This window comes from Paraburkholderia sp. SIMBA_054, assembly GCF_046534875.1.
Classification (GTDB): domain Bacteria; phylum Pseudomonadota; class Gammaproteobacteria; order Burkholderiales; family Burkholderiaceae; genus Paraburkholderia; species Paraburkholderia hospita.
Genome location: NZ_JAWRXV010000062.1, coordinates 20,732 through 43,787, shown reverse-complemented (window position 1 = coordinate 43,787; position 23,056 = coordinate 20,732). Strand labels below are relative to the sequence as shown.

The 23,056-nt window shown below is 65.7% G+C and carries 16 protein-coding genes; 11 read left to right on the top strand and 5 right to left on the bottom strand.

Annotated elements, in window-relative coordinates; all coding sequences use genetic code 11:
* Window positions 1–61: 61 nt before the first annotated feature.
* A complete protein-coding gene (locus SB822_RS44255) occupies window positions 62–1,264 on the bottom strand; it encodes an ammonium transporter (protein WP_042308462.1) in 1,203 nt (400 codons plus the stop codon).
* Between the two features lie 455 nt (window positions 1,265–1,719).
* Between SB822_RS44255 and SB822_RS44250 the strand changes: the two genes are divergently transcribed.
* On the top strand, window positions 1,720–3,375 hold the full coding sequence (locus tag SB822_RS44250; protein WP_090838183.1) for a sensor histidine kinase: 1,656 nt from the start codon (window positions 1,720–1,722) through the stop codon (window positions 3,373–3,375).
* Between the two features lie 23 nt (window positions 3,376–3,398).
* Here SB822_RS44250 and SB822_RS44245 read toward each other — a convergent pair whose 3' ends face one another.
* Window positions 3,399–3,722 carry a hypothetical protein gene (locus tag SB822_RS44245; protein ID WP_007588464.1) on the bottom strand — a complete coding sequence of 108 codons (324 nt, stop codon included), beginning with the start codon at window positions 3,720–3,722 and terminating at the stop codon, window positions 3,399–3,401.
* A gap of 137 nt (window positions 3,723–3,859) precedes the next feature.
* Window positions 3,860–4,441 (bottom strand): DJ-1/PfpI family protein, encoded by a 582-nt coding sequence (locus tag SB822_RS44240; protein WP_007740550.1) that lies wholly within the window; start codon window positions 4,439–4,441, stop codon window positions 3,860–3,862.
* Between the two features lie 78 nt (window positions 4,442–4,519).
* Between SB822_RS44240 and SB822_RS44235 the strand changes: the two genes are divergently transcribed.
* The 5 genes from SB822_RS44235 (at window position 4,520) to SB822_RS44215 (ending at window position 9,590) form a co-directional block, all read left to right on the top strand.
* The gene (locus SB822_RS44235) at window positions 4,520–5,014 is read left to right on the top strand and encodes a GNAT family N-acetyltransferase (protein WP_090838185.1); all 495 of its coding nucleotides are present in this window, start codon (window positions 4,520–4,522) and stop codon (window positions 5,012–5,014) included.
* A 47-nt stretch (window positions 5,015–5,061) separates the two neighbouring features.
* On the top strand, window positions 5,062–5,475 hold the full coding sequence (locus SB822_RS44230; RefSeq protein WP_007740535.1) for a hypothetical protein: 414 nt from the start codon (window positions 5,062–5,064) through the stop codon (window positions 5,473–5,475).
* Between the two features lie 106 nt (window positions 5,476–5,581).
* Window positions 5,582–6,040: an Rrf2 family transcriptional regulator gene (locus SB822_RS44225; RefSeq protein WP_035539431.1), complete on the top strand. Its 459-nt coding sequence runs from the start codon at window positions 5,582–5,584 to the stop codon at window positions 6,038–6,040.
* Window positions 6,041–6,134: 94 nt separating this feature from the next.
* Window positions 6,135–6,782 (top strand): NAD(P)-dependent oxidoreductase, encoded by a 648-nt coding sequence (locus tag SB822_RS44220; protein ID WP_090838187.1) that lies wholly within the window; start codon window positions 6,135–6,137, stop codon window positions 6,780–6,782.
* A 183-nt stretch (window positions 6,783–6,965) separates the two neighbouring features.
* Window positions 6,966–9,590 carry a mechanosensitive ion channel family protein gene (locus SB822_RS44215; protein ID WP_079486111.1) on the top strand — a complete coding sequence of 875 codons (2,625 nt, stop codon included), beginning with the start codon at window positions 6,966–6,968 and terminating at the stop codon, window positions 9,588–9,590.
* A gap of 81 nt (window positions 9,591–9,671) precedes the next feature.
* On the opposite strand, the gene SB822_RS44210 is transcribed toward SB822_RS44215, so the two are convergent.
* On the bottom strand, window positions 9,672–10,304 hold the full coding sequence (locus SB822_RS44210) for a cysteine dioxygenase family protein (RefSeq protein ID WP_090838189.1): 633 nt from the start codon (window positions 10,302–10,304) through the stop codon (window positions 9,672–9,674).
* A gap of 132 nt (window positions 10,305–10,436) precedes the next feature.
* Here SB822_RS44210 and SB822_RS44205 point away from each other — a divergent pair, with 132 nt between their 5' ends.
* Both SB822_RS44205 and SB822_RS44200 read left to right on the top strand, forming a co-directional pair.
* On the top strand, window positions 10,437–10,919 hold the full coding sequence (locus tag SB822_RS44205) for an Lrp/AsnC family transcriptional regulator (protein ID WP_410857595.1): 483 nt from the start codon (window positions 10,437–10,439) through the stop codon (window positions 10,917–10,919).
* 135 nt (window positions 10,920–11,054) lie between these two features.
* Window positions 11,055–11,261 carry a hypothetical protein gene (locus SB822_RS44200; RefSeq protein WP_090838191.1) on the top strand — a complete coding sequence of 69 codons (207 nt, stop codon included), beginning with the start codon at window positions 11,055–11,057 and terminating at the stop codon, window positions 11,259–11,261.
* Between the two features lie 15 nt (window positions 11,262–11,276).
* On the opposite strand, the gene SB822_RS44195 is transcribed toward SB822_RS44200, so the two are convergent.
* Complete coding sequence (locus SB822_RS44195) at window positions 11,277–13,718, bottom strand: FUSC family protein (RefSeq protein ID WP_090838195.1); 2,442 nt, start codon at window positions 13,716–13,718, stop codon at window positions 11,277–11,279.
* 224 nt (window positions 13,719–13,942) lie between these two features.
* Between SB822_RS44195 and recC the strand changes: the two genes are divergently transcribed.
* From recC to recD, 3 genes are read left to right on the top strand one after another with little or no spacing between them, the layout of a single operon-like run.
* On the top strand, window positions 13,943–17,311 hold the full coding sequence (gene recC / locus SB822_RS44190; RefSeq protein ID WP_090838196.1) for an exodeoxyribonuclease V subunit gamma: 3,369 nt from the start codon (window positions 13,943–13,945) through the stop codon (window positions 17,309–17,311).
* Window positions 17,308–21,027: an exodeoxyribonuclease V subunit beta gene (recB, locus tag SB822_RS44185; RefSeq protein ID WP_090838198.1), complete on the top strand. Its 3,720-nt coding sequence runs from the start codon at window positions 17,308–17,310 to the stop codon at window positions 21,025–21,027. The genes recC and recB overlap by 4 nt, the downstream gene beginning before the upstream one ends.
* Window positions 21,024–23,033, top strand: a complete 2,010-nt coding sequence (gene recD / locus SB822_RS44180) for an exodeoxyribonuclease V subunit alpha (protein ID WP_090838200.1) — start codon at window positions 21,024–21,026, stop codon at window positions 23,031–23,033. The genes recB and recD overlap by 4 nt, the downstream gene beginning before the upstream one ends.
* The last annotated feature ends 23 nt before the right edge of the window (window positions 23,034–23,056 follow it).

The window sequence follows — 23,056 nt, the reverse complement described above, 5'->3', positions numbered from 1 at the left end:
GATCCTGGAAACGCGAGGTTACACCAGACGCGGCGGGCTTGCATTGGTGCGCCAGATGCCGTCAGCCGACCGTTTCGCGCTCTGGCGTCGACGTGATCTTGTGGATCGACAGGTCGGCGCCGTTGAACTCGTTTTCCTGGTCGATGCGCAGCCCAACCGTCATCCGGATCGCGCCGTAGACGATCGTGCCACCGAGCGTCGCGAACACGACGCCGCCGAGCGTGCCGATCACCTGCGCCGCGAACGAGACGCCGCCCAGCCCGCCCAGCGCGTGCAAGCCGAAAATCCCCGCCGCGATGCCGCCCCACGCGCCGCACAGGCCGTGCAGCGGCCACACGCCGAGCACGTCGTCGATGCGCCAGCGGTTCTGCACGATCGTGAACATATAGACGAACAGTACGCCCGCGACGGCGCCCGTCATCAGCGCGCCGAGCGGATGCATCACGTCCGAGCCGGCGCATACGGCCACCAGTCCCGCGAGCGGGCCGTTATACGTGAAGCCCGGGTCGTTGCGGCCCGCGAGCCACGCGGTCAGCGTGCCGCCGACCATCGCCATCAGCGAGTTGACGGCGACGAGGCCGCTTATCTTGTCGATCGTCTGCGCGCTCATCACGTTGAAGCCGAACCAGCCGACGGCCAGCACCCACGCGCCGAGCGCGAGAAACGGAATGTTCGACGGCGGATGCGCGGCGATGCGGCCGTCGCGCGTATAGCGGCCGTGGCGCGCGCCGAGCAGCATCACGGCGGGCAGCGCGACCCAGCCGCCGAACGCGTGCACGACCACGGAGCCCGCAAAATCATGGAAGGGCGCGCCGAGCGTCTGCGTGAGCCACGTCTGGATGCCGAAGTGGCCGTTCCAGACGATCCCCTCGAAGAACGGGTAGATGAAGCCGACCAGCACGAAGGTCGCGAACAGCTGCGGGTTGAACTTCGAGCGCTCGGCGATGCCGCCCGACACGATCGCGGGAATCGCGGCGGCGAACGTCAGCAGGAAGAAGAAGCGCACGAGTGCATAGCCGTTGTGCGCGGCGAGCGTTTCGGCGCTGCCGTAGAACTGGACGCCGTAAGCGATCGTGTAGCCGATGAAGAAATACGCGATCGTCGATACCGAAAAGTCGACCAGAATCTTCACCAGCGCGTTGACCTGATTTTTCTTGCGGACCGTGCCCAGCTCGAGGAACGCGAAGCCCGCGTGCATCGCGAGCACCATCGCCGCGCCGAGTAGAAGAAAGAGGGTATCGGTGCCGGTTTTCAGACTGTCCATCCGTTTAATTCCTGCGATGCGCAAAAAGCGGGCATCGAATGCAAGAAGTGGGCCAAATAGATGCGCGAACGCGTGTTGTCGGTGCGGAACTGCACTGGAATGGGCTGGCGTGGGCTGATGGTGTTTCGGTTCGTCAGTTCACGCAACGCGCGTCCGCCGAATTGGCACCGATAGTGTGCACTAGTGCGGAATTGGGGCATCCGCGTATCCCAAAAACGGGCATATTCCTGTGATTTGCTTAATATTTCCCTTCGATTTCATAACGCGATGATCGGCACACGAGCGCAACGGAAAGCGGCTCGGAAAAGCGCTGCGCCACGCGTCCGCGACTGGCTCCCGCCTGCACCAGATTGGCGACGCGCCCGCCGAGCCGCGCTTTGTCACGGACTGCAATCGCCGACATAATGTGCCGTCCCCGGCGCGACCCGCCGGCTTCCGACTCTCCCGGCGCGCGCATGAGACTGACGACCAAAGGCCTGCTTCTGATTGCGATCCCCGCCGTCTTCGAACTGGCATTGCTGTCGGGCCTCATGAAGGCGCAGTCGGATGCCGAACAGGCCGAGCACTGGAGCATGCACAGCGAAGATGTGCTGCGTCAGACAGCCAGCATTCTCGGGCCCGTGTTGCTGGAATCGGTGCGGTTGCGCGGCGCCGTCGTCAGCGGCACACGCGATACCTCTACGCCCGTGGCGTTCTGGATGGATGTCGACCGGCGCATCGACCGGCTCGCCGAGCTGGTCGCCGACAATCCCGTGCAAGTCGAGCGCGCCGCGCAGATCCGCCAGGCCGTGCAGATGTACCGGCAATGGTCGGACCGCGTGCAGGACCTGATCCGCTCGGGACGCCGGCGCGACGTGCTGCAGCGTTTTCGCGACCTCGCCGGAACCGATGTGCTCGACGGCTTTCGCGCGCAGATCGCGGCGTTCCAGGCGCAAGAGCGGCAGCTCGATTCGGTGCGCTCGGCCGAGGCCGCGGCGGCGCGGGAGCGGCAGCAGTCGCTGATCGTCGCGGCCGTGCTCGGCTCGCTGGTGTTCGTCGCGATTGCGTTCTGGGTGTTCGCGCGCGGCGTGCGCGGCCGGCTCGCGCTGTTGTCGGACAACGCCAGCCGGCTCGCCAGCAACGAGCCGCTGGCGCCGCTCACGCCCGGCAACGATGAAATCGCGCGGCTCGATCTGACGCTGCATATGACGAGCCGCAAGCTGCTCGAAGCGGAGCGCCAGCAGGCGCGCTTCCAGTCCGATCTGGGCCGCCACGCCGCCGAACTCGCGCAGACCAACGAAACGCTGCGCCAGCAAACCCAGGAAAACGAGACGTTCATCTATAGCGTGTCGCACGATCTGCGCGCGCCGCTCGTCAATCTGCAGGGTTTCTCGAAGGAGCTGAACCATGCGTGCGACGATCTGCGCGAAGCCCTGCGTCAGTCGTCGCTGTCGACGCACCAGCGTGAGCATGTCGAGCGGCTGATCGACGAGGACATCGGCGAGGCGCTGCATTTCCTGCAGACGGCCGTATTGCGCGCGTCGCACATCATCGACGCGCTGCTGCGGCTATCGCGCGTCGGACGCGTCGAATACCGGCGTCAGCAGGTCGAGGTGCGCGACATCGTGCAACGCGTGGTTGACGCGATGCAGGCCACGATTCGCGATCATCGCGCGCGCGTCATCGTGCAGGCGCTGCCGCCCGTGTGGGGCGATCCGACAGCGCTCGAGCAGATCTTCGCGAACCTGATCGGCAACGCGATCAACTATCTGAGCCCGGAGCGCTCGGGTGTCGTCGAGATCGGCACGGCGCCTGCGCCGCCCGGCGTGCAGACGCTGCGCATCTTCTATGTGAAGGACAACGGCCTGGGTATTCCGGAAATCGCGATGCCGCGCCTGTTCAGCGCGTTCCAACGGCTGCACGGCAACGTGGCGGCGGGCGAGGGGATCGGTCTGGCGCTGGTGCGGCGCATGGTCGAGCGGCACGGCGGACGCGTGTGGGCTGAATCGACGGAGGGTGTGGGAACGACGTTTTATGTGTCGCTGCCGGATGCCGCTGCGCCGTCGCGCGACGACGAGCACGAGGCGGTGACAGGGGGCGATGGACAGGCGTTGCGGGCGGATGCGCGATAGCGCGTCGCATGCCCGCGAAGCGCTCAGGAGGCGGAGAACAGGCGGCGCGGCTTAAGCATTCTGCGGCCGCGGACCGACCAGTAGCCGCTTGCGACGATCAGAAGCAGCGCGCCCGTCAGGATGACCGTGGGCGCGACGTGAATGGCGGGTGAACCCAGCGCGAACAGCCCGCGCGTGAGGATGAGAAGCGCGGTCCAGAACGACAGCACGGCCTGGGCCAGCAGACGCGTACCGGTGAAGCGCCGCGCGCGGTTTTCGATCGACCAGTGTGCCGGCGCGCGCGAGCAGAAGAAGGTTAGCGAGATCAGCGCGACAGCGAGAATAATCACCCAGTTTGTGAGATCCATGATGGTGCCTTCCAAAGTTAACCTGCAACTCTAGGTGGCGGTACCGGTCACGGAAATCGGAGAACTCTCAAACAGGATAGACAACGCGCATGCGCGCCTGATCGACAGGCCGGACGCATGCCCGGCCTTGACGCGGATCAAAGTTCGATACGCGTGCCGAGCACCACGAGGAACTGCCGCAGCCATTCGGGATGCGCGGGCCACGCGGGCGCCGTGACGAAGTTCCCGTCGGTGACGGCCGCGTCGACGGGAATGTCCGCGTAGTCGCCGCCCGCCAGCTTCACCTCGGGCGCGCACGCGGGATAAGCCGAAATGCGCTTGCCGCGGATCACATCGGCGGCGGCGAGCAGTTGCGCGGCGTGGCAGATCGCGGCGATCGGCTTATTGCTTTCGGCGAACTGGCGCACGACCTCGATCACTTTCGCGTTGAGCCGCAGATACTCCGGCGCACGGCCGCCGGCGATCGCGAGCGCGTCATACTGCGACGGATCGATCTCATCGAAGCTTGCGTTGAGCGTGAAGTAGTGGCCAGGCTTCTCGGTGTACGTCTGGTCGCCCTCGAAATCGTGAATCGCCGTTTTCACGCGCTCGCCCGCGCGCTTGCCGGGACAGACGGCATCGACGATATGGCCGACTGCCTGTAGCGCCTGGAACGGCACCATTGTTTCGTAATCCTCGGCGAAGTCGCCCGTCAGGAACAGAATCTTCTTTGCTGCCATCGCATGCCTCCAGTGGTTGAGGGAACACGTCGAACGTCGGCCAGTCTACTCCAGGGTCGTCGACAACATCGCAAACGCATGACCGATCCAATTCCTTTCGCCTTCCGCCTGTTCCGGGCCGCTGACGCTGCGGCTCTCGCTGCGCTCTTTCGCGACGCGGCGCTGGCCGCCGCGGGTTACGACCCGGCGGCGCGCGAGGCATGGGCGTCAGCCGCCGACGACCTCGCCGCTTTCGGCGCGCGGCTTGCGCGCGGCATTACGCTGGTCGCTTTGCGCGGTGGGGCGTATGCCGGGTTTGGGCAACTCCATCCGGCCGATCACATCGAGATGCTCTATGTCGCGCCGGCCTTTATGCGTCAAGGGCTCGCGGCAGAACTGCTCGCGCGGCTCGAAGCACGGGCGCGCGTTGCGGGCGCGCTTGCGTTGACGGCCGACGTCAGCGTCAGCGCGAGGCACGCATTCGAGCGGGCGGGCTTCGCGGTGGAGGCCGAAGAGTCCGTCACGCGCAACGGCGTATCATTGAGGCGTTTTCGCATGATGAAGCCGCTCGCCGCGGCTCGACCACAAGTATGAAACCACTCTCACGCCATCCGCTCGTCCGTACTACTGCCTTTGCTGTCATGCTGCTCGCGGGCCTTGCCGCTTGCCAGAAAAACGATGCATCGGCGGGGCAGACGTCGACGAAGCTCAACGATCTCTCGCAGCAGGCCGGTCAGAAGCTCGACCAGGCCGCGAGCTATGTCGGCCAGCAGGTCGACGCCGCGAAGGCCACGGCGCAACAGAATCTCGACACGGCCGCATCCGGCCCGTCGATCAACCTCGATCCGAACGCGCTCGCGTCGCAGGCGCGAGCCAATCTGGACAACGCCGCCAGTGCGACCAACGCCGCCGTCAACAAGGCGATGGGCTCGACGGGCGCAGGGCTTGAAACGGCGGGACGCAAGTTGCAGCAGTGGTCGAGCGAAGCATCGACGACCAGCGCTCAATCCGCGCCCACCGAGGCCAGCGACGCCCAAAAACAGATGGACAAATAAACCCGCGCTTGACCGGCGCGATAAGTGTAACTATGATGATTACACATCGTCGCCGGCTGGTGCGAGGTGATTTGCGCGTCTGATGCGCATCGGATGATCTAGCGTTGTGAATACGAGTAGCCGATTTGCCTTTGCGGTTCATGTGCTCGCCCTGCTGTCGTTGCAGGAAGGCGTGCCGCTGTCGTCGGACATGATCGCGGGAAGCGTGAACACGAATCCCGTGCTGATCCGGCGTCTGCTGGCGATGCTCGCGGAAGCCGGCCTCACCACGTCGCAACTGGGCGCGGGCGGCGGCGCGCTGCTGGCGCGCGAGCCCGAGGACATCACGCTGCTCGACATCTACCGCGCCGTCGACGATGCGCAGCTATTCGCCATGCATCGCGAGACGCCGAATCCGGCGTGCATGGTCGGACGCAACATCCAGACGGTGCTGACGGGCATCATCGGCGATGCGCAACAGGCGCTCGAAGCGTCGCTGGCGTCGCGCACGCTGGCCGACGCGACGGCCGACGTCGTGCGCGCGGAACGGGCGCGCGAACGCAAGCGCAAAGCCGCGGAGGGTTGAACGCAGTCGAAGCACGAAGTGCGGGGCATCGCCCCGATTTTTTTAAACAAATATGTAATCGACATAGTTACATTTAAGCGGAAGGAACATTGACATGAGCAAGACACTGAAGATCGCGCTGTTCGGCGCAACGGGCATGATCGGCTCGCGCATCGCGGCGGAAGCGGCGCGTCGCGGGCATCAGGTGACGGCTTTCTCGCGCAATCCCGAACGCGCGCCCGCCGATGTCGCGAACCTGAAAGCGGCGCAGGCCGACGTGACGGATGCGGCGAGCGTCGCAGCCGGGGCGCGCGGACACGATGTCGTCGCGAGCGCCTATGCGCCGCCGCAGGACAACCTCGCGCAGATCGACAAGGCGACCCGTGCGCTGGTCGAAGGCACGCGCGCGGCGGGTATCAAACGTCTCGTTGTGGTGGGCGGCGCGGGTTCGCTCGAAGTGGCGCCCGGCAAGCAACTGGTCGACACGGAAGGCTTTCCGGACGCCTACAAGGCGATCGCGCTCGCGCACCGCGACGTGCTGCCCATCCTGCGTGCCGCCAGCGATCTCGACTGGACGTTCTTCGCGCCCGCCGCGCTGATCGCGCCGGGCGAGCGCAGAGGCACGTTTCGCACGGGCGCCAACGCGCTGATCGTGGATGCGCAGGGCAACAGCAGCATTTCGGCGGAAGACTACGCAATCGCGTTCGTCGACGAGCTGGAGCAGGGCCGTTTCGTTCATCAGCTCGCGACCGTCGCGTACTGAGGGCTTCGAAACCGCGCCACGCGCCACGCATCCGCCGCGCGGCGCGCATGAGCGACTGTCGCGCCGCCGCGCAAGTGCACTAACATTCGGTTACGCATCGGGGAGCTTTCCCTCGACGACACCCGCTAAACTTGGCGTCTCCCGTTCCCATGCAGATTGTTTGCATAAAAGCCACGGATTGCCATGAAGTCATGCCTCGCGCGGCGTGAATCGCAGGCTGCGCCGTCATCCGGCGGGCTTCTGGCGATTGACGCCGTTTTTCGCGCTTTATCCCAATTCTTTTCGCACGCCGGAGCATTGCGCCGGGCGCGTGCGGGTGCGCTCGCGTCCGCCTTGTGCCTGTGTTTCGCGCTCGCTGGCGCCTGTTTCGGCATGCCGGGCACCGCGCAGGCTGCAGGCGCCACTCCCGGCGCGCCGATGATTCCCGCGCTGCAGAGCCTGATCAATAGCGCGACGGTTTCGACGGCGGCGCCCGCGTCGGGCGCGTCGGCGGCGGATGCGGCATCGGCACCGTCGCCCGCCAGCCAGGCCGAACTGGAGAAATCGCTCGACAGCGTGATCACGACGCTCGACAACGACCGCCAGCGCACCGCGCTCGTCACGCAGCTGAAAAAACTGCGCGACGCGACGAAGACGGTCGGGCCGCCCGTGTCCGCCAGCGCACCGTCGAGCGCCGGTCTGCTCGGCGCGATCGCCGCGGGCATTGCATCGTTTGAAACCGACGTGCAGCAGGGACGCTCGCCGCTCAACTACTGGTCGGGCCGCTTCAACGCGGCGGGCAACGAAATCTATACGATCGTCACGAGCCAGGGGCGCGAGCACTTTGGGCGCGTGTTGCTGAACATGATCGCCGTGCTCGCGGGATGGGGCGCGTGCGCGGCGGGTCTGATTTATCTGCAGCGCAGGATCTACGCGCGGTTTGGTATCGTCGTGCGGCTCGATCCCAATCCGACCACGCGCGAGCTGCTGATTTTCGCGCTGCGCCGCGTCGGACCGTGGATCGTCGCGTTCGTCGCCGCGCTGATGTTCGTGCGCTCGATGCCCGATTCGCTCGGCCGCACGATCGCGATGGTGATCGCGTATGCGATCGTCGCGGGCGCCGTGTTCTCGGCGATCTGCCTGATCATGTTCTCGCTGTTCGGCTCGGGCCATCGACGCACTGCCGTGCGCCTGCTGATCGAGCAGGCGCGCCGGCCGCTATTCGCGATCGGCATCTGCAGCGCGCTCGGCGATGCCGCCGTCAATTACGACGTCGCGCATGAGCTCGGGACGAATCTCGCGGCGCTGGTGTCGACCGTCTCGAACATGACGGCGGCCGTGTTGACCGCGTACTTCGCGCTCGCGTTTCGCCGTCCCGTCGCGCATCTGATCCGCAATCGCGCTTATGAACAGCGGCACGATCACAAGGCCGCGACCGACGGCTTCGAAGTGCTCGCGTCGCTCTGGCACGTGCCGATGCTCGTGCTAGCGACAGCTTCCGTGATCGCGACGATCGGCGGCATCGGCAGCGGTGAGAACGTGTTGCAGATTTCGGTCGTGACGGCGCTGCTGCTGGTGCTTGCGTTCTTCCTGTCGGCCATCGTGCTGCGCGTGACGCGGCCGCGCAATGTGCGCCGGAGGCGCCGCTCGCCTTATCTGACTCGCCTGTTGCGCTTCGCGGGCACGCTGATCACGCTGTTCGTCTGGCTCGCGTACTTCGAATTCGCGTCGCGGCTGTGGGACGTGTCGCTTGCGCAGATCATCGAAGAGAGCGTGACGGCGCGCGGCATCGCACACGCGCTGACGGCGATCCTGATCACGGTGTTCGTGTCGTGGCTCGTGTGGATACTGATCGACACGGCGATCCAGGAAGCCGTCAACCCGAGCGGCCCGCGCAACAAGTCGAAGAACCCGAGCATGCGCGCGCGCACGATGCTGCCGCTCGTGCGCAACGTGCTGTTCGTGACGATCCTGACGATCGCGGGCATCGTCACGGCGGCCAATCTCGGCATCAACGTGACACCGCTGCTGGCGGGCGCGGGCGTGATCGGTCTGGCGATCGGCTTCGGCGCGCAGTCACTGGTGAGCGATCTGATCACGGGCCTGTTCATCATCATCGAGGACACGATCTCGGTCGGCGACTGGATTGACATCGACGGCGGGCACGCGGGCACGGTCGAATATCTGTCGATCCGCACCGTTCGGCTGCGCGACGGCCAGGGCGCGATCCACGCCATTCCGTTCTCGCAGATCAAGATCGTGAAGAACCTGTCGCGCGATTTCGCGTATGCGGTGTTCGAAGTGCGCGTGCCGTTTTCCGCCGATGTCGACGAGGTGACGCAACTGATCCGTGCCGTCGGCGCGGACCTGATGGCCGATTTCCGTTACCGGCGCGAGATGCTCGGTCCCGTCGAAGTGTGGGGGCTCGACCGCTTCGATCCGAACTGGATGGTCGTCAAAGGACAGATCAAGACACGGCCGTTGCAGCAGTGGAGCGTGGCGCGCGCCTTCAATCTGCGTCTGAAGCGCAAGATGGACGAAGCGGGCATCGAGATTCCCGTGCCGCAGATGCGCATACATACGTCGCGCGGCGACGAAGTGGGCGAGGTGTTGAAGGACGAAGCGTTCGCGCAACACGAGGAACACGAGCGGGAACACGCGCGCGAAGCCGCGACGGGCACGACGACGCCGTTCAGGCCGAAGAAGGGCGGCGCCATGCCGCCGGCGCGCGACGTGTCGCACGAGCCGCGTCCGGCGCCGCCGTCGACGGGGCAAACGGCATCCGTGCCGCCGCAGATTCCAACGGCGGGCGACGGCGGGAAGACGTGAAAGAGGGCGAAGGTTCTTACGAAAAAGGCGTCACGCGGTTATGCGTGACGCCTTTCGTTTGATGCGCACAACGAGAGATGTTCAGGCCGCGATGGCTTGTGAACTGTCGGCGACGCGCATGATGTCGTTCACATGAGTCGTGATCTGTTCGCCGGGCACGCCGTAGATGTGAAGCGAGACAGCGGTGCTGCCGCTGCAATTGCCGAGCCGATGGATGCCGGTGCGGCCTGAGCGCGTGAACGACACGGCACCTGGTTCGCGCATCTGGTCGCGTGCAGGCGTCGCGCAGCCGGTGTCGGCGTTCAGGTCGTAAATGGTTTCCGTCAACGCGCCGTCGATGACGGCATAGCCGCACCACGTGTGATGCGCGTGAACCGGGCTTGCCTGGCCGGGCATCCAGACGAGCGCAGCGATTGCATAGCGGCCTTGTGGATCGGCGGCGAGCAGATGGCGGCGATAGCAGGTTGCGGCGCCTTCGCGTTGCGCTTCGGTGAGCAGCGATGCGTCGGCGGCGGCTTCGGCGAGCGCTGCGCGCACGCCGCGCGCGAAGGCCGCGTGCCGCGACGGATCATCGGAGCCGGCGCAGGCGTCGAAGGCGGCGTCGAGCGCCGCACAAAGTTGCGAGATCGCGCCCGCCGCGGGTATGGCGCAGGGCATGGAAAGGTTTTCGGCCAACGCGGGTTCGCGTGTGATCAGGCCGGCTGACGGGTTCATGGAAGGCTCCGCTGACGTTGTTTTTCGAGATCTGGACTGCCCTCATTTATACCGATTTGCGCAGAGAAAGAGTTTTCATATAATTCCCTCGTCTTGACGAGAAATAGAATAATTTTCTATCTGGGTGGAAAGATGGGAATGGACATCATTGATCGGCGGCTGCTCGAACTCCTGCAGGAAGACGCGACGATGCCGATCGCGGAACTCGCGGCGCGGGTGAACCTGTCGCAAACGCCATGCTGGAAGCGCGTGCAACGGCTCAAGGAAGCGGGGGTGATCCGCGCGCAGGTCGCGCTGTGCGATCCGCGCAAACTCGGCGTCGGCATGACGGTGTTCGTCGCCGTGCGCACGAACCAGCATACGGAAGCCTGGGCGCAGGACTTCACGCGCGCGGTGCAGGACATTCCCGAAGTGGTCGAGGTCTACCGGATGAGCGGCGAGACCGACTATCTGCTGCGCGTGGTCGTCTCGGATATCGACGATTACGACCGTGTCTACAAGCAACTGATCCGCGCCGTGCCGCTCTACGACGTGAGTTCCAGCTTCGCGATGGAGCAGATCAAGTATTCGACGGCGTTGCCGGTGCGGGCGTCCGTGGTCGCTGAAGGGCGCTAGCTTTGCCGGTCTGCTTCGGGTTGTCGCGAGGTTGCTCCATGAGCGCACCGGCATGCCCGTCTGCAAGCCTTGCGCAAGGTGCTTCGGCGTAGAATGCCCGCTTTGCCGCATCCACCTGCCAGCAGAGCCCGACACATGAACGATCCGCGCAAGAAGAAAAACCCGACGCTTGGCATCGCAGTGTTTATCGTCGTTGTCGTGTTGCTGGTGATCGCGACGATTCTCTACAACGCGATCTCCGAAAAGCGCGAATACGACCGCGATAATCCCACCGATTCGACGGCGTCAGCAGCATCCGCTGCTGCGACGGCCGTGAATGCGGCAAAGGGTGCGTCGCAGTAAGCGCGGCCCTCTCAGCTAGTTCTCGGGCAAGCGGATCACGCCCGCATCCTTGCGGATCTGAAACGACGCGGCAAGCATCTGCTTGCACTGATGCGCGAGCAGTTTCAGATCGTGCACGGCATCCGGCGTGTAGTCGGGCGAGCGTTCCGCTTCGATCACCATCGCATCGAGTTCACGCGTCAACTGCTTTGAAATGTCCGCTTGATCTGCGGGAGGCGGGTCGCCTTCCTCGGCTTTCGCAAGGTTGTCGCGTATCACCGTCAGTGCACGTTGCAGCGGCTGATGCGACGGCCCGCCCATCTGTTGGGACGACGTGCGCAGCAACGGCGCCACCGCCGTGATCTGCGACGCGAGCACGTGAGAGCGCACGAGCAGGTCGTTCAGTTCCGGTACGAACTTCTGGGCGGACTTGGGCTCGAGCATCATCCGTTGAAACGCCTGGCCGAGATTGGCGAACGCGACATGTACGTTCTTGCGCGCGAGCCGGTAGCGATAGTCGCGATCGAGCGCGCTCGCGGCGGCAGCGGCGGCGGGCGTAGGGGCGGATGTTTTGGCTGCAGCACCCGGCGAACCAGCAGATGCGGCGGCCGATCCCGACGCATTCGATCCCGAAGCAGCCGGGTTGCCGGACATTTCCATGATTCCGCTAGCGCCGCTCGCGGCAATTTCCGCGATGGCCACGGCGGGCGCCAGCGCAGCCGCTTCAGTTAGCGCGGAGGGCGTGATGACGGCAGCGACCGGCTTGTCTCCCCACCACCAGCTTGCTTCCAGATAGCTGCGCATCGCGGCGATCATGTCGTTGACGAGCTTGCCCATCAGCCGATATTCCCAGTACGGGAACAGATGGCTCGCGGCAATCGCGATCGCGCAGCCGACGACCGTGTCGATCGCGCGCTCGCCGATGATATGCAGGCTGCCGGGCGCGAGCAGATGGAACATCAGCAGCACATAAGACGACGTGAACACGACACTCGCCGTGTAATTGAACAGCAGCAGGCTGTAGCTCATCACCATGCACGCGAACATCACGATGATGAGGATATGCGGTTCCTTTACGCTCATGATGAGCGCGATGCTCGCCGCGCAGCCGATCAGCGTGCCGACGATACGTTGTCCATTGCGCTGCTTGGTCAGCGAATAACCGGGTTTCAGAATGATGACGGTCGTCATCACGATCCAGTAGGCATTGGTGAGCGGCAACAGGCGCCCGAGCCAGAAGCCGATCGCGACGGCGATCGTCATGCGCAACGCATGCCGGAAGCTGGGCGACGCCATCGTCAGGTTCGAGAAGATCGAGCCGAACGGCACGCGGCGGCTCGACACGAAGCGCGTGAGCGCCTGGTCGATGCGCAGATCGGTTTCCTTCGTGCTTTCTTCGTTCGCAAGGTTCTTGCGCATCCGGTCGATCAGGCGCGTCGCGCTCCAGACGCGTCTGAACGAAGCCGAGACGGTCGAGTAGGCTTCCGGATTCTTCTTCGGCAAGTCCTGCTTGCGCATCAGGTCGATTTCGAATTCGATCGCGCGCAACTCCGCCTTCACGTTGATCCGCGCGCGCGGCGGCTCGTTCTGCAGCACGGCGAGGCCGATGTCCTCGAGGTCCGCGGCCGCCTTGCGAATCAGGTCACGATAAAAGATCAGAAGGTCCGAACCGCCGAACGTATTGCGCACCAGCGGGTAGTCGGTATGTGCGCCGACGAACTGCTCGTGCAGATCGACGGTATGAATGAACAGGTTGAAGAGCGTCGCGCGGCGTGGCTGCAAGCGGCCGCTCTTCAGCTTGGGCAGATTGCGCAGCACGATGTCGCGCGCGGCGTCCTGCATCGCCACGGCCGCAATCTGCTTTGCGACGAGGTTGCGGTAGCACTCGTCGAGATCGTTGTCGAGGTCGAAGAAGTCCGCGCGCGCGAGCAGATAGTCGGCGAGCGCGAATACGCTTTCGGCGAGCGCCTGCTGCTCGATCCGGTACATCATCCAGCGGCTCACGAAGGTCGACCAGTACGTGAACCACAGTCCGCCCACGAGTATCCACGACGCGTTGATGAGCGCCTGCATCGGCGTGAAGTGCTCTTCGAGCGTGACGACCATCATGAAGAGCGTCGCGAAGCTGATCTGCGGCCAGCGGTTGCCGTAGACGACGATCAGCGACAGCACGAACGTGAGCGGCACGACGGTGCACCACAGCGCGACGGGATTGACGGTCGCAAGCCCGGTGGCGAGCGCGGCGAGAAAGCCGATCACGCTGCACGCGAGCATTTCGTTGTGCTTGTACTTGAGCGGACCGGGCATGTCGACGGCACACGCGCCGAGCGCGCCCGTGGCGATCGTGAAGCCTAGCTCGCGGTTGTGAAACACGATCAGGCAAAGGACGGCGGGCAGCGACACGCCCACTGCGATGCGCAAGCCGCCATAGAAGTACTGGCTATACAGAAACTTCTTGATTTCGACTGAATAGCGCATCGACCGCCTGGTGTCTCGTGTCTGTATGTTGATGATGCAGCCGGGGCCAACATTCTGGGCCTGTCGCCAGCTCGAACTGCCGTCGAGTCTAACTGATTTGGCCCCGCCCGGACCATCTGCCGGATGGCCAGGTTTCGTGTCTGCGAATGCGTTTGCTATGCTGTCGCATCGTTTCTTCACACGGCCCGTGCATCAGCGCGGCGCCGCCTGTTTCAAGCCAATCCATGCTCCAGCTTTTCTATTCGAACCGGTACGATGTGCTCGTCGGCGCGCTGCTCGACGGACTAGGTGCCACGCCTTCCAGTCCGTGGACGGCGCAACCTGTGATCGTGCCGAGCGCGGCCGTGCGGCGGCGGCTGGAACTCGATATCGCCGCGCGTCAAGGCGTGTGCGCCAACATTCAGTTCAGTTACCTTGCCCAATGGCTGTGGACGCAGATCGGCGGCGTCATCAAAGACGTGCCGAAGAGTTCGCCTTTCTCGCCGGACCGGCTCGTGTGGCGCTGCTACCGTCTGCTCGGCGATGCCGATGAAGCGCGGCCGTGGAACGCGTCGCCGCGTCTGCGCAGTTACCTCGATGCTGCCGATGCGCCGATGCGCTATGAGCTCGCGCGCCGTGTCGCAACGGTGCTCGACCACTATCTGACCTATCGTCCCGAATGGCTGTTGCAATGGCAGAAGGGCGGTTCGATCTTCGCAAGCGGCGCAGCGGACGACTCCGGCCCGCGCCTGACGGGCGCGAGCGCCGCGGCGCGAGAGGACGAGCGCTGGCAGGGCGCGTTGTGGCGCACGCTGCTCGGCGAGGTCGCAGGCGACGCGCATTCCGCGGACGCCGCCACGCCGCCTGCCTATCGCTTTCTCGACGAAGTGCGCTCGCTCGATCTCGACGCGATCGCGCGAGCCGAGTGGCCCGAGTCCGTCAGCGTGTTCGCGCTGCCGACCATGCCGCCTTTGCATATCGCGTTGCTGCGCGAGCTGTCGCGCTGGATCGATGTGCGTGTGTACGCGATGAACCCGTGCCGCGAGTTCTGGTTCGACATCGTCAGCGTGGGGCGCGTCGAAGCGCTCGATGCGGCGGGCCAGCTCGACTATCAGGAAGTCGGCCATCCGCTGCTCGCCGAATGGGCACGCCAGACGCAGGCGCAGCTTCACATGCTGCACGAGCTGACGGAAAGCGCGGCCTCGGCCGAGGCCTCGTACTTCGCCGAAAACGCCGCGCCGACATGGCTCGCCGCCGTGCAGAACGGCATGCTCGATCTGCGCGACGAGCGCGATCTCGACGCGCAGCCCGAAGAACGCGGCATCGAAGTGCATGTGTGCCATAGCCTCGCGCGCCAGCTCGAAGTGCTGCACGACCGCCTGCTGGGCTGGTTCGACGAGTTCGACGATCTGCAGCCTTCCGATGTGCTCGTCACGTTGCCTGATCTCGGCGCGGCCGGCCCGCTGATCGACGCCGTGTTCGGCACCGCGCCCTCGGGCGACACGCGCCGCATTCCGTATCGCATTACCGGTTTGCCGCCTTCGCAGGCGAATCCCGTGGCGCGCGTGCTGCTCGACTGGCTCGCGTTGCCCGAGCGCAATGTCGGCGCGCCGGAGTTGATCGAATGGCTGCGTGTCGACGCGATCGCCGCGCGCTACGGCATCGACGCGGCGGCGCTCGAAGACATTCAGGAATGGCTCGCGGCAGCCGGTGCGCGGCGCGGTCTCGCACCCGTGCCGCCCGCCGACAGCGCGATACCCGTCGCGCGCCACACCTTCGCCGATGCGCTCACGCGCCTCTTTCTCGGCTACGCGATGCCCGAAGGCGGTCAGCCGGTAGATGCATGGCTGCCCGTCGAAGGCGCTGACGGCTCGGATGCGGAACTGCTCGGGCGCCTCGCGAGCTTCGTCGACGATGTCGATGCGTTCGCGCGTCGTTGCTCTGACGACATGACGCCCGTCGAATGGACGCAATTGCTGCTCGAAGTGCTGGGCCGCTGTTTCGACGGAGGCGTCGACTTCGCGGACAGCCTGGCCACCGTGCGCGACGCCGTCGATGCCATGAGCGAAGCCATGCGCGCGGGCGCGGGCGACACTCCATTGCCAGCGGCCGTGGTGCGTACGTCGCTGTCCGAAGCGCTCGACGACCCGGCGCGCGGCGGCGTGCCGTGGGGCAGCGTCACGTTCTCGTCGCTGACGAGCCTGCGTGGCTTGCCGTTCAGAATCGTCTGCATGCTCGGCATGGACGACGGCGTGCTGCCGAGCCTCGCGCGCGCCGACGAGTTCGATCTGATGGCGGAGTTCGGCAAGGCGGGCGACCGCCAGCGGCGCGACGACGAGCGCAATCTGTTCCTCGATCTGCTGCTTGCCGCGCAAGACCGTCTGCTGATCGCGTACACGGGGCGCAGCATCCGCGACAACGCGCCGTTGCCGCCTGCCGCGCTTGTCGACGAACTGCTCGATCACCTCGCGCGTGTTTCATCCGCGGAGGATGCGTCGCCTGCCGAGCTGGACGTGGCACGGCGCGCATTCATCGTCGAGCATCCGTTGCAGCCGTTTGCTTCCGATTACTTCAACGCGAAGAGCGGCCTGTTCACGTACGACACCGACCGCGCGGAACTGGCCGCGTTGCTCGCCGCGCCGTCACGCGAGGCGCCCGCGCCATTCTTCGATGCGCCGCTGCCCGCTGTGCCGAACGAGCCTGTGCCCTTCGACGACTTCCAGCGCTTCTGGCGGCATCCCGCGCGTGCATTGCTGCGCGACCGGCTTGGCATCGTGCTTTCCGATGCACAGGGCGAGCTTCTCGATATGGAGCCGTTCGAACTCGACTTCGCGGGCCGCGATGCATTGGCCGAGCGTCTGCTGCCTGCGCTGCTCGATACGGGCTTCGACAGCGAAGCCTTCGAGCGCGTGCAGCGCGTCGCGGAAGCGAGCCCCGAGTTGCCGGGCGGCGCGACGGGCGCGGTATGGCGTACGCGCGAGCTATCGGCGTTGCGCGGCCTTGCCGACCGCGTGCGGCGCGAAGTGGCGTCGGGCGTCACGCGCCTGCCGTTTTCGCTCGACATCCACGCGCGCTGGCCCGACACCGGCGACATCGCGCTCTTTGGCCCTTACGAAACGGCGTTGCGCAAAACATCGGAAGGTCCATTGCAACTGCAAGGCACGCTCAATCTGCTGACGCCGACGGGGCAGGTCGTGTTCCGTTACGCGCGGCCCACGGCGCGCGATTATCTGTCCGCGTGGCTGTCGCATCTCGTCTATTGCGCGGCGCTGCCCGACGGTCCGCGTCGCACGGTATGGCATGCGAGCGGCGAGTCGTTCGAGCTTGGGCCTGTTGAAAAGCCTTTGGATCAACTGGCGCCGCTTGCCGCGTTGTTCAGCGCAGGGCGCGCGTTTCCGCTGCGCTTTTTCCCGAAGAGCGCATGGGCGAAGGTCAGTGACGGCGATTCCGCCGCGCAAGGCGCGTGGATCAGCGAGCGCGTGCGGGGCGAGTCCGATGACGCCGCGTTACGCATCGCGTTTCGCGGCGCGCCGCTAACGCTCGACGAACCGTTCGGCACACTGGCCGCGATCGTTTTCAAGCCGCTGGTCGCACATCTGAGGAGCGCATCATGAGCGGTACGGCATGGATGCATGCGCCCGCGGCGCAGGAACTCGATGTGTTCGCGTGCGATCTCGACGGCGTCAATCAGATCGAGGCCTCGGCGGGAACGGGCAAGACATGGAACATCTGCGCGCTCTATGTGCGGCTGTTGCTTGAGAAGAATCTGAGCGCCGATCAGATTCTCGTCGTGACATTTACGAAAGCCGCGACGGCGGAGCTGCATGAACGCATACGCGGGCGTCTCGCCGAAGTGCAGCGCGCGATCGAAACGGGCGACGATGGCGGCGATCCGTTCATCGTTCGGCTGTTCGAAACGACGCTTTCCGAAGAACGCGGCATCGACCTCGAAGCCGCCGCGAAAACGGTGCGCCGTGCGTTGCGGACGTTCGATCAGGCAGCCATCCACACGATCCACGCGTTCTGTCAGCGCGCGTTGCAGGAAGCGCCATTTGCCGCCGCGATGCCGTTCGCGTTCGAGATGGAAGCGGACGATGCCGCGTTGCGTTTCGAGCTGGCCGCGGACTTCTGGCGCGAGCAGGTCGAACCCGTTGCGGGGGCGCATCGGTCGTTCGCGGCGTGGCTGGTCGAGAAGGGCGCGGGTCCCGCGTCGCTCGATGAACAGCTTGCGCGGCGGCTGAAGAAGCCGCTTGCGCAGTTGCGCTGGGGCGATGTCGGCGGAGCCGAAGGTGCGCCGAACGATATGCAGGCGCGCTTCGACGAAGCCTGCGAGATGTGGCATGCCGAGCGCGACAATATCGTGCGCCTGCTCGAACAAGCGCAGGAGCGTCTGAGCAAGACCTCGCACAAAGCCGAAACGGTGAGCTCCGCGATCAGCGCGTGGAGCGACTATTTCGCACAGGACGACTGTCACGCGGCGCCGCCGAAAGTAGCGCTGAAACTGACGGCCACCGCGTTGACGAAAGGCACGAAGAAGAATTTCGAGCCGCCCGCGCATGCGTTCTTCATTGCGGCCGACGAACTCGCCGCCGCCTCGCTCGCGGCGGAAGCCGCGCAGCGCGCGCGCTGGCTAGGTCTGGTGCAGAAGTGGCTCGACTATGCGCCGCACGAACTGACGGCAAGAAAGCGCACGCGCCGCGTCGTGTCGTTCGACGATCTGCTTTCGAACCTGTATCGCGCGCTCGCCAGTCACGTGTGGCTCGCGGACGCGTTACGCAAGCGCTATCCCGCTGCGCTGATCGACGAGTTCCAGGATACCGACCCGCTGCAGTTCGCGATTTTCAATCGCGTCTTCGCGCCGAAGGGTCCGCTCTTTCTCGTCGGCGATCCGAAGCAGGCTATCTACAGTTTCCGCGCGGCTGATCTGCACACCTATCTCGCGGCGCGCGCGCAGGCGTCGGCGCGTTACACGCTCGCCGTCAATCAGCGTTCGACGGCACCCATCGTCGAGGCGTGCAACCGCATTTTCGAAGCGAACGCGCGGGCGTTCGTGCTCGAAGGGCTCGACTATCAACCTGTGCGGGCAGGCGAGCGGCAGCGGCCGCCGCTCATCGACCGCAACGGCGCGGCGGATGGCGACTTCCGCGTGTGGACATTGCCGCAAGGCGACGCGGTGCTGACCAAGCGAGACGCGCAGCGCGCGGCGAGCGAGGCGTGCGCGGCGGAGATCGTGCGTCTGTTGCGCGGCGCGCGCGACGGCAGCGTGATGATCGGCGACAAGCCGCTCGCGCCCGGCAATATCGCCGTGCTCGTGCAGACGCACAAGCAGGGCAGCCTGATCAAACGCGTGTTGTCCGCGTGGGGCGTGGGCAGCGTCGAGCTGGCGCAGGCATCCGTGTTCGAATCGCTCGATTCCGAGCAGATTGAGCGCGTGCTGGCCGCCGTCGATACGCCAGGCGATCTGCGTCGGTTGCGCGCGGCGCTCGCGACCGACTGGTTCGGTCTCGATGCCGCAACGCTGTGGCGGCTCGAACAGATCGACGACGCTTCGTCCATATCGGGCGACGCCGCGCACTCTGTCGATGCAATGAGCTGGGTCGAGCGCTTCTCGCGTTACCGGATGCTGTGGCACGAGCGCGGCTTCGCCGTCATGTGGCGCACGCTGATGCGCGAACTGCGCGTCGCGCAGCGGCTCGTAGAAGGCGCGGAAGGCGAGCGGCGCCTGACCAACGTCAACCATCTGGCCGAACTCGTGCAGGCGCGCGCCGCGACGCAGCCGGGCATCGCGCCGACTTTGCGCTGGCTCGCCGCGCAACGTGCGGAAAGCGGGCGGGGCGGCGAAGAAGCGCAGCTGCGGCTCGAGTCGGACCGCAACCTCGTGCAGATCGTCACCGTGCACAAGTCGAAGGGCCTCGAATACGCGGTGGTGTTCTGTCCGTTCCTCAATGACGGCCGCCTGCGCGAGCCGTATGCGACTGTCCTGCCTGACGCGCTCGAATATCACGATGACGATGGTGCGGCCGTGCTTCACTACGGCAGCGACGAAGAGCAGGCGGATCACGCAAACCGCCAGGCGATGCGCGAACAGGCGGCCGAGCGCGCGCGGCTGATCTACGTCGCGCTGACGCGCGCCGTGTATCGCTGTTACCTGGTGGCGGGCGCGTATCTGGCGTCGAGATCGACGAAGGAATCGGCGCGCAGCGTGTTGAACTGGCTCGTTGCGGGCAAAGCGCGCGATTTCGATGAATGGCTCGCAAAGCCGCTCGATGACGACTCGGTCTATCAGCATTGGGAGGCGCTGGCAGGCGACCCTGTGGCCATCGCGGATCTGCCGTCCGTTACGCGTCGGGTGCCGCTGGAAAGCCTGGCCGACAGCGGCGCTCGCATGCGCGCCCGCATGAACCAGCGCGCATTGCGCGACACGTGGCGCATGGCGAGCTTCAGTTCTCTGATCGCGGCGGGCTCGCGGACCGACGATGCGTCAGCGGTAAGCGAAGAAGCACGTCCGGATCACGACGAACTGGCGGACGTGGCCAGCGGCGAGTCGAGCGCGGCTCTTTTCGATGTGGTCACGGCGCCCGTCGAGCTCGCGCCCGACGACATCCTCACCTTTCCGCGCGGCCCGGCGGCGGGCGAGTGTCTGCACCGCATGTTCGAACTCGCGGATTTCGCCGACCGCAGTACGTGGCCGCACGCAATCGAACGCGCGCTGCACGAGCGGCCAGCGCCCGCCGAGCCTGAACTCGCGCAACGTCTGCCCGCGATGATGCACCGCCTGCTTGGCGATGTCGTCAGCACGGAACTCGTGCCTGGCATGACGCTCGCGGCGCTCGATCCGAAGCGCCGGCTCAACGAGATGGAGTTTCTGTTCTCGGCGGCATCGCTGGACTTTCCCGCGTTGCGCGCGCTGCTCGCCGCGCAGGGTTTTCCCGACGTCGCGCTGGAGCAGGGCGCGCTGCGCGGCTTCGTCAAAGGTTTCATCGACATGATCGTCGAGCACGACGGGCGCTTCTGGGTGATCGACTGGAAGTCGAATCATCTCGGCGACACACCCGACGACTACGCCGCCGCGCCGCTCGACGAAGCGATGGCGAGCCACGCGTATCACCTGCAGGCGCTGCTTTATGTCGTCGCGCTGCATCGCTATCTGCGGCTGAGACTCGCGGACTATGACTATGACAGGCACATTGGCGGCTATCTGTATCTGTTCGTGCGCGGCGTGCGGCCCGGCTGGCAACACGGCGAACATGCGGCGGGCGTGCATGCGCGGCGGCCGGACTACGCGCTCGTCGTGGCGCTCGATGTATTGATGGACGGAGGCGCGCAATGAGCACGTTCGATCAGCCGTTGCCCGATGTCGAGGTCAATGTCCCCGCGCCCGCGGATTTCAGCACGGCGCTCGCCGAAGGCTTCGCGCGGCGCGTGAGCGCGCTTGCGCAACGTGGCGGCGCATCCGCAGACGCCGTGCGCTGGGCCGCGCGCGGCGCGTTTGCGGCGAGCCGCGCGACATCGGAAGGACACGTGTGCGTGCCGCTCGACGAACTCGCGAAGCGCTACGACGCCGAGGTCGCGCAAGTGCGTGACGCATTACTCGCGAGCGGTGTCGCAAGCGACGGCGTGCAGCCGGCGCATGCGTTGCGCCCGCTCGTCGTCGATGGGCAAGGGCGGCTTTATCTCGCGCGTTACTACGATTATGAAAGACGGCTTGCGCAGTCGCTCGTCGGACACGCACGAGGCGCGGATCAAGATGCCGTGTCGGCGGAGATGTCATCTCAAGGTTTGCGCGACAGGCTGCTGCGTTATTTCGGCGAACCGCAGGACGATCAGATCGACTGGCAGCGCGTGGCTGCCGTGATGGCGCTGTCCGGGCGGCTGACGATCGTCAGCGGCGGTCCGGGCACGGGCAAGACGACGACCGTCGTTGGCGTGCTCGCCTGTCTGCTGGATGCGCGCGCGGACTTGCGCATCGCGCTCGCCGCGCCAACGGGCAAGGCCGCGCAACGGATGCAGGAGGCGCTGCTCGCGCGCGCCAGTTCGTTGCCGCAGGAACTCGCGGCGCGTTTGCCGCAAACCTCGTTCACGTTGCATCGGTTGTTGGGCACCGGGCCGAACGGGCGCTTCCGTCATCATCGGGACAACCCGCTGCCGTATGACGTGATCGTGATCGACGAGGCGTCGATGATCGACGTCGCGATGGCGACGCATCTGTTCGATGCGCTCGCACCTGACACGCATCTCGTGATGCTCGGCGACAAGGATCAACTCGCGGCCGTCGAAGCGGGCGCCGTGTTCGCCGAGTTGAGCGCGCAACCTGCGTTCACGGCCAAGGGCGTCGGCTCGATCGCGACGGCACTGGGAATCGATGAACGCCGTTTGCGTGACGCGTTGCCCACGGGCCGTGACGATGCGCCGTCGGAAGAAACCCGGCCGTTTTTCGACGACCTGTTCGGCATGCCGTCCGAGGTGTTGTCTTCATCGGATGAGACGCAGCCGGCGCCGCTCGCCGACTGCGTCGTATGGCTCGAACGTAACTATCGCTTCGGGCTGGAGTCGGCGATCGGCCGGCTGTCGCTCGCGATCCGGCGCGGCGCCGCGCAGGAAGCGCTCGACGTACTGCATATCGATCCCGCCAAACCCTGCGCCGCGGCGTTTCACGAAGACACCGATGCCGCGCCCGCCGAACGCACGATCCAGCGGCTCGCGGCCGGTTTCGCGCCCTACGCGGACGCGCTCGCGGCGGCGCTCTCCGACGGTGCAGCAGGCGCGGCCTCGCACGCGTTGGCGCTGTTCGACGCGCTCAATCGCTTCCGCATCCTGTGCGCGACGCGACTCGGCTCGCGCGGCGTCGAGCAGATGAATACAGCGATGGCCGCGCAGGTTCGCCGCATCGCGCGCGTGCCGCTGGCCGTCGGCGCGCAATGGTTCGCGGGCCGACCAATCATGGTCACGCGCAACGACTATGCGCTGGGTCTGTTCAATGGCGATATCGGTATCGCACTGCCGGGCGCGGACGGCGCGCTGCGCGTGTTCTTCCGTAGCGCGGACGGCAGCCTGCGCGCGGTGTCGCCCGCGGCGCTGCCGCCGCACGACACGGCCTTCGCGCTCACGGTGCACAAGTCGCAAGGCTCGGAGTTCGAACACGCGGTGCTGATGCTGCCGTCGACGTTCAGCCGGGTGCTGTCGCGCGAACTCGTCTATACGGCCGTCACGCGGGCGCGCGAGCGGGTCGAGGTGGTCGGCTCGCGGGCCGTGCTGATGCGCGCGATCGCAACGCCGACGCAGCGCGACTCCGGGCTTGCCGCGCGAATCGTCGAAGCGATGCGGGATGACGTGTGAGAGGACGTGCGGGGTGACGTGAA